7 protein-coding genes, 1 pseudogene and 1 riboswitch are annotated in these 10,290 nt (G+C 52.3%); of the genes and pseudogenes, 4 read left to right on the forward strand and 4 right to left on the reverse strand.

Annotated elements, in window-relative coordinates; translation table 11 throughout:
- Positions 1–47: 47 nt before the first annotated feature.
- A pseudogene (locus LI015_RS27415) lies at positions 48–1,133 on the reverse strand (DUF5717 family protein); the annotation flags it as partial.
- Positions 1,134–1,454: 321 nt separating this feature from the next.
- Between LI015_RS27415 and LI015_RS27420 the strand changes: the two are divergent.
- A complete protein-coding gene (locus tag LI015_RS27420) occupies positions 1,455–2,609 on the forward strand; it encodes an NAD(P)-dependent malic enzyme (protein ID WP_002567315.1) in 1,155 nt (384 codons plus the stop codon).
- A gap of 29 nt (positions 2,610–2,638) precedes the next feature.
- Positions 2,639–3,157 carry a DUF4364 family protein gene (locus tag LI015_RS27425; RefSeq protein WP_002567314.1) on the forward strand — a complete coding sequence of 173 codons (519 nt, stop codon included), beginning with the start codon at positions 2,639–2,641 and terminating at the stop codon, positions 3,155–3,157.
- A gap of 85 nt (positions 3,158–3,242) precedes the next feature.
- Here LI015_RS27425 and LI015_RS27430 read toward each other — a convergent pair whose 3' ends face one another.
- The gene (locus tag LI015_RS27430) at positions 3,243–4,097 is read right to left on the reverse strand and encodes a metallophosphoesterase family protein (RefSeq protein ID WP_002567313.1); all 855 of its coding nucleotides are present in this window, start codon (positions 4,095–4,097) and stop codon (positions 3,243–3,245) included.
- A gap of 202 nt (positions 4,098–4,299) precedes the next feature.
- Positions 4,300–4,453, forward strand: a riboswitch (cyclic di-AMP (ydaO/yuaA leader).
- A gap of 174 nt (positions 4,454–4,627) precedes the next feature.
- Between LI015_RS27430 and LI015_RS27435 the strand changes: the two genes are divergently transcribed.
- Positions 4,628–6,046: a sodium:solute symporter family protein gene (locus tag LI015_RS27435; protein ID WP_002567312.1), complete on the forward strand. Its 1,419-nt coding sequence runs from the start codon at positions 4,628–4,630 to the stop codon at positions 6,044–6,046.
- A 19-nt stretch (positions 6,047–6,065) separates the two neighbouring features.
- Here LI015_RS27435 and LI015_RS27440 read toward each other — a convergent pair whose 3' ends face one another.
- Complete coding sequence (locus LI015_RS27440) at positions 6,066–7,412, reverse strand: NCS2 family permease (protein ID WP_002567311.1); 1,347 nt, start codon at positions 7,410–7,412, stop codon at positions 6,066–6,068.
- Positions 7,413–7,448: 36 nt separating this feature from the next.
- Entirely contained in the window at positions 7,449–9,221 is a 1,773-nt protein-coding gene (locus LI015_RS27445) for an adenine deaminase C-terminal domain-containing protein (RefSeq protein WP_227126732.1), read from the reverse strand.
- Between the two features lie 130 nt (positions 9,222–9,351).
- Between LI015_RS27445 and LI015_RS27450 the strand changes: the two genes are divergently transcribed.
- The coding region (locus LI015_RS27450; RefSeq protein WP_227126733.1) for a LysR family transcriptional regulator at positions 9,352–10,290 on the forward strand (939 nt) is incomplete at its 3' end.

Here is a 10,290-nt window from a genome sequence, read left to right on the forward strand (position 1 = left end):
CAATGCCAGAGTTTTGCTGGCATGATCACTCAAGATTCCGAGAGATCATTTAATATAAGAAGTTCTGCCTGTATCAGCTTGGCTCTCGCATCCCCTGGAAAATCAGCCCTGAGGTGCTCTGTCTCCTTCATCATCTGGTTCAGTAGAAGGGCCGGCTCATAAACCCCTGCCTCATAATCCAGACGCAGGGACAGATATTTATATAAGCTCCCATGGTCCATAAACCGATCCGAGCCGGATTCACGCTCCGTGCTGCCGGACCCATGATGCCCCTCTGCCTCCACGGAAATAAGGAATTCCTCCCGCAGGGATTTAACACGGATGCACCCAAAATTCCTTCCTCTGTGAAGTCTGGAGGGAACAATGCGGTACCCCACTCTGCACCGGCCCTGGACAAAGTCCTGGTCCGTAATCCGGAAGGTCCCCAGTTCAATAAAGGGGGCGTCCACGGTTATGTCCGCCGACACATACCCCCAGGTTCCTGCCGCTATATCTATATAATCTTCCGCGATTCCTGTCAGATTCTCATAAATCCTGGTTCCTGTCTCCAGCGTAAGCTTTACCGGTTCCTTGACCTGCAGGGCCACCAGGAATTCCTCCAGCAGATTTCTTCTGCCGGCCCTTCCCTTTAGCCCGTCATAGATGGTACGGACCCGGGAATCCTGCATGAAGGGGGCCTCTGTAAAATCCTGATACTCAAACATCCTCAGCGCTTTTTCCAGGTCCTTCTTAGCCAGCACCGCAAAGTCCCTGGGAGTCTTTAAGTTTCCCAGAACCTCACCGGAATCACCGGCCTGTACGCGCAAAGAATAAGGAATCTCCCTCTCACCGCCATTGGTGACCAGGTAAAAAGATCCCTTGATTTCGTCCCCATGCTCTGAAAAACCCACGTTGACTTCATATATAATCCGGTTGCGGAGCCCGCCAAAAGCACTGTTCACCACCCGGACCCTTTCATGGCTGGAATACACCAGCCCTTTTATATGCAGGTTATTGCCGCTGCTCACCAATATCTCGCCACGGATGACCTCACCCGCAGGAACCGACGCCTCCACCCGTTCCGGTGCCAGCACCAGCTCCGGCGAACCATTGTCAATGATTCCCCTGGCCAGACGGTTAATACGTTCCCTCATAGTACCACCTGTATCTTTATCCTTCTGTGTAAAATGTCCACACTTATGTAACATGATATCACATTTCGGGTGGTTTTAAAAGTTTTAATTACATCTTTTGTTCAATCCATGGGTTCCATGTTCTTCCATTTCCCTTTTGTCCTCCCCTCCCCCGGTTCCTGCCGCCGCGCAGGCGCCCCCACACCAACTGATTTCAAACATACAGGTCTGCCAAACAGCACCATTTTCAAAAGGAACTTGATAAACACTCCCAAAATTGTTATGATATATAAAAATGCATTTTTGTGTTTCTACTATATAAGGAAAAGGACGGAATGGATTATGACAACCAATGAAAAAGCACTGCTGCTCCACGAGGAATGGAAGGGAAAACTTGAAACCACATCAAAAGCAAAGGTAGCTTCCAGGGAAGACCTGGCCCTTGCCTATACCCCAGGCGTTGCCGAGCCCTGCAAGGTGATAGCCGCAGATCCGGAGGCAGCTTACCGGTACACCATCAAATCCAACACCATTGCCGTTGTCTCCGACGGAAGCGCCGTACTTGGCCTGGGCAACATAGGCCCCCTGGCCGCCATGCCGGTCATGGAGGGCAAGGCTGTTCTCTTTAAGGAATTCGGCGGCGTCAACGCCTTCCCCATCTGCCTGGATACCCAGGACACCCAGGAAATCATTGAGACCGTTGTGCGCATTGCGCCTGCCTTTGGCGGCATCAACCTGGAGGACATCTCGGCCCCCAGATGCTTTGAGATAGAGGAGGCATTAAAAGAGAGGCTGGACATTCCGGTGTTCCACGACGATCAGCACGGCACCGCCATTGTGGTCCTGGCCGGCGTCATCAACGCTCTCAGGCTGACCGGTAAAAAGAAGGAAGATTGCCGCGTGGTAGTAAACGGCGCCGGTTCCGCGGGCATTGCCATCACAAAGCTGCTGCTGACCTACGGATTTTCCCATGTCACCATGTGTGATAAGAGCGGTATCCTAAGCAAGGGTGCAGAAGGCCTTAACTGGATGCAGGAAAAGATGATGGACGTGACTAACCTGGAGCACAGGACCGGCACTCTGGCAGATGCCATGAAGGGCGCTGACATCTTCGTGGGCGTATCTGCTCCCGGAATCGTAACCCAGGACATGGTTGCATCCATGAATAAGGACGCCATCCTCTTTGCCATGGCAAACCCTGTACCGGAAATCATGCCTGACCTGGCAAAGGCTGCCGGGGCGCGTGTGGTCGGGACCGGCCGTTCCGACTTCCCTAACCAGGTAAACAATGTAGTGGTATTCCCCGGAATCTTTAAGGGCGCACTGGAAGGCCGCGCTTCTGCCATCACCGAGGAAATGAAGCTGGCCGCCGCCGAAGCCATTGCCGGGCTGGTGGATGAAAAGGATTTAAGCGACGAGAACATACTTCCCGAAGCCTTTGATCCCCGTGTGGCAGATGTAGTCAGCAGCGCGGTAAAGGACCACATTAGAAAATAATAAGAAAATCCTGATGGAGCGTGTGTGATATGCTTACTGAACCTATGACCTTGTACAAACTGATGAATCTCTATATGTTGAAGCAGGTGAACTTCCCCCTGACGAACGCCCAGCTCACCAACTTTTTCACAGAGCATGAATACACCACCTATTTCACCCTCCAGCAGGCCTTAAATGAGCTGGAAGACGCCGGCCTGGTCCACAAGGAGGCCAGCCACAACAGCACCCGGTATGACATCACCAGGGAAGGGGAGGAAACCCTCAACTTCTTCGGCAAGAACATATCCACTGCCATCATTGAGGACATGGACCAGTACCTCAAGGAGAACAAGTTCCGCCTCCGGGAGGAGGTGGGAACAACGGCCGACTTCTACAAGGGGACTAATCAGGACTACATTGTCCACTGTGAAGTCCGCGAAAATAAGACGACCCTTATCCGGCTGGATTTATCCGTCCCTGACAGGGAGCAGGCAGAAGCCATGTGCAATACCTGGAAAACAAAAAGCCAGGAAATCTATGCCCACGTCATGCGGTCACTTTTATCCTGACTTGCTGTGCCGGTGTGTCCCATGGCGTGTCCTCCGCCGGGATGTGTGTGTCCCATTGTGTTCCATCCACCGGAAAGCGTTCCCACTAAAAAGAGATTTGTTCCAATAACAGTTCCAAAATCTGCCGGGCATTTGAGTCCGGCCTTTTTTCGCATATATCGTATATGGTTGATGCCAGCCTGAAATTCTCCCCCAGGTTCCGGATAACCCATTCTCTGGATTCACCGGCCTTTCTCAGGCGCAGGATTTTCGCTATAAGGAACAGATATTCCTTCTCCTGATCTGGGGCAGGTTTGACAGCTTCCTGCCTGGCTGCCGGCTGTCCCCCATATCTGGCTGCCTTGACCGCTCCCTTTGCCTTATCCGCCTGGCCTTCCCCCTTTGCCTGCTTCTGCTTATAGCGTTTCTGCTGCTTTTCATACTTGCTGGCCTTGGCCTTTTCCCTCTGGCTGGTGGCTGCTCCTGGCGTCCCGTACCCATGTTCCAGCCAGACGGTCTCCACCTCATACGTTCCGTCCTCAATGGTCATCACAGCCATGGAAAGAGGCAGGGTAAAACGCTTATAGCCGCAGCTTCCCGGATTCAGCCAAAGCCTTCCGCTGATTTCCTGCTGATAATACATATGGGAATGGCCGAATATGACCACCTGAATATCCTTAAGCACGCTGGGGATATCCACTCTCTCATGGGCCATAATGAATTTAACCCCTCCGATTTCAAACCGGTTCACCTGACCAAGTCCCCCCGACCATCCCCTGTCATTATTTCCCCTTACCGCGTACAGGGGCTGGTCCACATTCAGCTTATGATACAGCATCTGATTGTCAAAGTCCCCCGCATGGACAATCACATCGCAGGTTTCCAGAATCCTTTCCACCTCCGGCCGGAGCACTCCATGGGTGTCTGCCATGATTGCCACCCGTATAGGTCCCGTTTCCATTACATAATACCTCCAGATACAGCCAGGCCGTCAAAATTCCATTGCCGCCGGCTGTCTTATTTAATTCATACCTGTATCTATTATACGCTAAATGCCGGATATGTCGAGTTGAATCTGACAGAATATGGGCTGAATCTGACAGGTTATTTCTTTACACGCTCCTGTTTCTGTGATATATTAATGTTAAGATAATGTTAACATAATCACCAAGTCGCTTAATGCTGCTATGCAGCAGTGGGAGAACCGATTTTTAGGGGTGTATTCATCCGTCTGAGCCTGTCGCGGCTCCCGGATGATAGGGAACCTTTCTTTCCCGAACCCGGCAGCTAATCTCATAGGCGGAAGAGGGACAGGGACATTCTGGTAAATCATTTTGCTGTATTGTCGTATACTTTTCCGTCTGCATCCATGCAGACGGTTTCTTTTGTTAAGTCCGTTCTTTTCCTTTACCTAAAACTGAATACATCCAAAGATATTTTTCATCACCTCCCCCTCCCAAGGCGGCTCCCCAACGAAAGGAGATCTGATTTATGCATGAACTTACCAACCTGGATCTGGTCATCATTGTCCTCTACATGATAGGCATGCTTTTTGTGGGCGTATGGTTCGTCAAACGAATCAAGAATACAGGCGATTACTACGTTGCAGGCAGAACCCTGGGCCCCTTTGTGCTGACTGCCACTGTGTGCGCGTCCATCATCGGAGGCAGCGCCATGATGGGACGTGCGGGCATTGCCTATACCACGGGCTTTAAGGCGGTTATGACCGCTATCCCCTATCTCATCGGCATGTTTATCTTCTCAGCCATCGCCGGACGCATACAGGAGGTTGGCTTCACCAGAAACATCAACTCCATACCGGAACTTTTCAACTACAGGTTCAACAGCACTGCCCGCTGTATCCTGGCTTTCATGATCGTCTTCACCATGATGGGCACTGTGGCTGCCCAGGTGACTGCCACCGCCACCATCATCAAGATGCTGGGAAATGAATTCGGCATCAGCTATGAAGCCGGCGCCCTGGCAGCCACTCTCATCTTCATCATCTATACCGCTGCATCCGGTCTCTTCGGCGTGGTGTACACGGACGTGCTCCAGTTTTTCATGCTGATTATCTTTGTCTACATCCTGATTCCCTTTTCCAGCATTCGTTATCTGGGCGGTTTTTCCTCCTTCTGGCAGAACCTGGACAAATCCTACCTGGTGCCTCATATCAACGGCAGTATCCTGGGCGACATTGTCACCTATCTGGTATTTACCCTGGCAGGAGCCGAGATGTGGCAAAGGGCCTTTGCTGCCAAGAGCAAAAAGGCCGCAACCCAGGGCATGTTCTGGGGCACTTCCATTTACATGGTAACCATTGCCCTGGTTTTCTTCATGGGTCTGGCAGGCCGGCAGATTCTGCCGGACGTGGTGGCCTCCTACGGAAGCTCTGATGCCGTGGTGCCTGCCCTGGCTGTAAGCATCCTGCCTCCCGGCCTTACAGGACTGGCTCTGGCTGGTATCCTGTCAGTCATGATGTCCACTGCGGACAGCTACCTGCTGGTATCGGTCCAGACCTTTGTACATGACCTGGGAAAAAATTTCATGCCGGAAATGACGGAAAAGCATGAAATACTCATGTCCCGTGTCATGTCCGTGGTACTGGCCATGGGCGCCTTAATCATCGCCCTATACATCAAAAACGCCTACAATGTCCTCATGTTTGCCTGGTCCTTCTACGCGGCGGCGGCAGGCCTGCCCTCCCTGGCGGCCCTGTACTGGAAAAAAGCCACCAGCCAGGGCATCATATCTGCCATGACAGGCGGCTTTGTGGTATGTGTGGGCTGGAAACTGGCCGGCAATCCCTGGGGGCTTGGCGAGACCGTTCCAGGCGCTCTTGTCTGCGGAATCCTGCTGGTGGCGGTGAGCCTTGCCACCTGCAAAAAGCATCCGTGCAGAATGGCGTAATCCAGCGTTCTTACATAAACTATTTAATGATACTGTAGAAGTACAGCACGCATACTCCCAGCAGTACATACATGATTTTGGGCATTTCCTTAATCTTGCCCGAAGCCAGCTTCAGCACCACGTAAACCGGCAGGGCCACACAGATTCCATTGGCAATATTGTTGGCGAATATGGTAAAGGCAACACAGATAAACGCAGGGAAGGATTCTGTAAAATCATCATAATTGATGTTTCGCATGGAACTTAGCATGCCGACTCCGATGATGATAAGGGCAGGGGCCGTTGCGGCCGACGGAATCATCAGGGCAAAGGGCGTCAGCAGCAGGGTAAAGGCAAAACAGACACTTGTGGAAATAGGTGTCAGCCCTGTCTTCCCTCCTGCCTCCACGCCGGAGGAGGATTCCAGATAGGTGGTCATACACGGCATGCAGAACAGGCTGCCCAGAGCGGTTGCCACGGCATCCACCTTGAACACCTTGTCTATACCGGGCAGGTTGCCGTCCTCATCCAGAAATCCGGCCTTTGCGCCCACGCCCAGGGCCGTGCCAAAGGTGGAGAAGAAATCCGGTACAAACATGGCAATCAGAAAGGGCAGATAGGCAAACTGCAGGGCTCCCAGAAAATCAATCTTCATAAACTGGCCAAAGGGAGAGCTGGGCGCCATGAAAAACGCCTCAGGCATCCTGGTAAGCCCCATGGGTATCCCGACCAGCGTGGTAATCAAAATGGAAAAAATCATATATCCCGGCACCCGCATCTGCTTGGTGATGAGTATCAGCAGGAATCCAATCAGCGCCAACAGCACGGAGGGAGAACTCAGGTCGCCGAAGGCCAGGTTATTTTTGCCTTCCAGGGCAATAATCAGCCCTGCGTTCTTACATCCAAGCAGCGCAATGAACAGGCCCACGCCCGAGCTGACCGCATGCTTAAGGCTGGCGGGAATGGCATTTACCACCGCATCCCTGAGGCCGATATAGGATATCACAATAAAAATAACGCCGCTCCAGAATATGACGCCGGCTGTGATTTCAGGTGAAATCCCGCTGTTCGCAATCATTCCCGACACGATTGCAACACTGCCCAGCCCGGGCGCCAGTGCAAAGGGGCGGTTTGTCACCAGGGCCATGGCCACTGTGGTAACAATAATCAGTAAAATCATGGACGTGAGCATGACGCCTCTGTCCAGCCCCGCGTTTGCCATGATATTAGGGACAGTCCCCAGCACATATGCCATGGTCACAAATGTGGTGATACCGGCCAGAATCTCTGTCCTTACCGTGGTCCCATGCTCTGCCAGATGGAATTGCCTGTCAATCCAGGTATTGGAAGCTCCTCTTTTGGCTGTACCTTCAGTTTCCTTTGACATGATTAATCCTCCTCTTGATTTTCTCCGGTGCAGTTATTACGGTTGTGTTCTCTGTCCTTCTACCTTTAACGGCACAATTTTGCAGGCTTTTACATCTATCAGTCCCTTATCCGTCAGCTTCAGGGCCGGGCTGGCCGGCAGTGTCAGCGTGCAGAACGACATAATGGGGTTATAATGCCTGTAACCCAGGCCTGTCATGGCCTCACGGACCCTTGCAAGGCTGGCCCCCACTTCTTTCGCAGGCCGGTCCGACAGGATGCCGCCCACATGAAGGGGCAGTTCTGCCTGTATCCTTCCCCCGTCCGCCGCAGCCATGCCGCCCTGCATCTCAATGACGCGGTTGAGAGCAAGCTTCATATCCGCAGGATTTGCTCCTGCCACCAGAATATTATGGCAGTCATGTGCGTAGCTGGTAGCCACGGCTCCCCGCTTGTGACAGTCTCCGGTTACCAATCCGTATCCCACTGCCTGGCCCTTTCCATACCGCTCAAACACAGCGGCCAGCAGACAGCCCGTCCCTTCCCATTTAAGGAAACCGTCCCTCACAGGCATCTCCATGATGATTTCCTTTGTCTTGGTGGACCCGTCCTGGATTTCCATGACACGGACCATAACCGTGCCTGAATCCGATTCCATGGGAACCTCAAACCGGCTCTGCTCCTGGAATTCCAGATGGATACTGTGGTAATAAGGCTCCGGAAAGCGCATATCCTGTCCCCTGTCCGGGCCATGCTGCTCTTGGGCGGGCTGTTCCCTTTCGTCCTGTCCCCTGCGCCAAATACATTTCCCATTTTTATAGGTGGCAGAGACAGCAAACGTATCCAAATCGCTGAGCAGCAGGAAGTCAGCTATTTTCCCCGGAGCAATTGCCCCCCGGTCCAAAAGGTTCATCCGCCTTGCCGGGGTAAAGGAGGCGTTATAAACTGCCTGCTCTGCCGGCATCCCCAGTTCCATGGCCCTGCGGACCAGGGCGTCCAGATGTCCCTGGATACACAGTGTGTCAGCCATCACATCATCTGTCACAAAGCAGAAATGTTCCTCCAGCCCATGCTCCCTGATGTAGTCCAGTACCTCCCTGCGCAGCATCTTTTCCTGGATTTCCATAAACATGCCGTTGGCAAACCTCTGTTCCAGTTCTTCCAAGCTGTGCTCCGTATGGTCTCCATTGATGCCCAGGTACAGAAACTTGGCCAAATCCAGGTCCAGCAGTGCAGGGCAATGGCCTTCAATGGGAAAAATCCGGTCCTTTTCACGAAGTTGTTTGAGGAACCGGGTAATTTCCAGCTGGTTTTCCCGGATAATGGTACGGTAATTCATAACCTCTCCCACACAGGCCACCCAGGGATTTTCCTTCAGGCCTTCCATCTCCTCACAGGTTATGATGCCTCCGGTGGTCTCCAGCTCAGGGGAGGTGGAGGGCACACAGCTGGGAATCCCGTAAAAGATATCAACCGGGCTGTTTTCCCCAGCCCTTATCATATCCAGCACGCCCTGCATTCCGTTCACATTGGCCATCTCATGAGGCTCCGACACAATGGTGGTGACGCCGCACTCTGCCAGCCGTCTGCAAAATGCTCCCGGCGTCAGCATGGAGCTCTCGATGTGCATATGTATGTCAATCAGCCCCGGCACCATATAAAGGCCCTCTGCATCCACTGTATCATCAGCCTCCACCGCGCCGGACCTTCGGGGATCTATGTATAAGAATTTCCCTCCTGACACAGACACATCCGCCGGCACAAACTTTTTAAAGTAGCTGTTGTAAACCATTGCTCCTCTTACGAGAAAATCCGCTCTCTCTGTTTCCATGGCGCCTCCATTCAGCAATATTGATGAAACCCTTGATTGTATATTATTTTTATTATACAATGTGCATAGGTAGGTGTCAAAGTCATAATAATCATCTAAGTCATGAATTATTTTCATTGGAGGTACATACATGATCTCAAAGGAAATCCGGTATATGCTGGCCATACGCAGGTATGGAAGCATCACAAAGGCAGCAGACTCCCTGTTCATCACACAGTCCGCCCTGAGCAAGGCTGTGAAGAACATAGAACGTCAGCTGGGCTCCCCTCTGTTCAGCCGTATTGGCAATGACCTGATTCCAACCCATATCGGTAACCGCTACATGGATTATGCGGAAAAAATCTGCCAGATATGTTCTGACTGGAATTCGGAATGCGAGGATTTATTAGGCGAGGAAAAGGGGCAGCTGACCATAGCGGTGGCTCTGATGCGTGGTTCCTGCCTGCTGCCGGATGTACTCAGCCGGTTCTATTCCCGTTACCCGGACGTGCAGATTAATCTTCTGGAGGAATCACATTCCGTTGAAAAGCAGCTTATGCTTTCCCCCAATGTGGACTTTGCCATCTATAATTCCACGGCCACGGATCCCGCTCAGACAGCGGAGTACCTGGGGCAGGAAGAAATCGTTCTGGTGGCAGCCCCCGGTCATCCCCTGGCGGAAAAAGCCATGGCAAGGGAAGGCTTTCGCTATCCCTGGGTGGATATAAGACATACAGAACATGAGCCCTACATCCTCCACCCCCGGGACCAGACAACGGGCCGTATATCGGCAGGACTGTTTAAAAAGGCCGGCTTAACCCCCAAGGTCCTCCTGTTTACCCGCAACAGCGATATCGCCATCCGTCTGGCTGCCTCCGGCACCGCCCTCTGTCTGGCCCCGGAATCCTATGTCAGAAAAATACACTTTTACAATCCCCCTCTGTGCTTCTCTGTGGGAGACCCCGCCACTGTGACCACCTTGTATGCGGTATATCAGAAGGGCCGGTATATTCCGTCCTATGGAAGATATTTTATTGGGTTCTATACTGAATGTTGGGGTGTGCTGAAAAGCACACTTCCAACATTCTTT

The sequence above is a fragment of the Enterocloster sp. 210928-DFI.2.20 genome (assembly GCF_020554465.1).
Classification (GTDB): domain Bacteria; phylum Bacillota; class Clostridia; order Lachnospirales; family Lachnospiraceae; genus Enterocloster; species Enterocloster bolteae.

Bases quoted from the DNA above. Each gene is read 5' to 3' on its own strand.
- LI015_RS27420 (WP_002567315.1), top strand. From the start codon at position 1,455: ATGACAACCAATGAAAAAGCACTGCTGCTCCACGAGGAATGGAAGGGA.
- LI015_RS27425 (WP_002567314.1), top strand. From the start codon at position 2,639: ATGCTTACTGAACCTATGACCTTGTACAAACTGATGAATCTCTATATG.
- LI015_RS27430 (WP_002567313.1), bottom strand. From the start codon at position 4,097: ATGGAAACGGGACCTATACGGGTGGCAATCATGGCAGACACCCATGGA.
- LI015_RS27435 (WP_002567312.1), top strand. From the start codon at position 4,628: ATGCATGAACTTACCAACCTGGATCTGGTCATCATTGTCCTCTACATG.
- LI015_RS27440 (WP_002567311.1), bottom strand. From the start codon at position 7,412: ATGTCAAAGGAAACTGAAGGTACAGCCAAAAGAGGAGCTTCCAATACC.
- LI015_RS27445 (WP_227126732.1), bottom strand. From the start codon at position 9,221: ATGGAAACAGAGAGAGCGGATTTTCTCGTAAGAGGAGCAATGGTTTAC.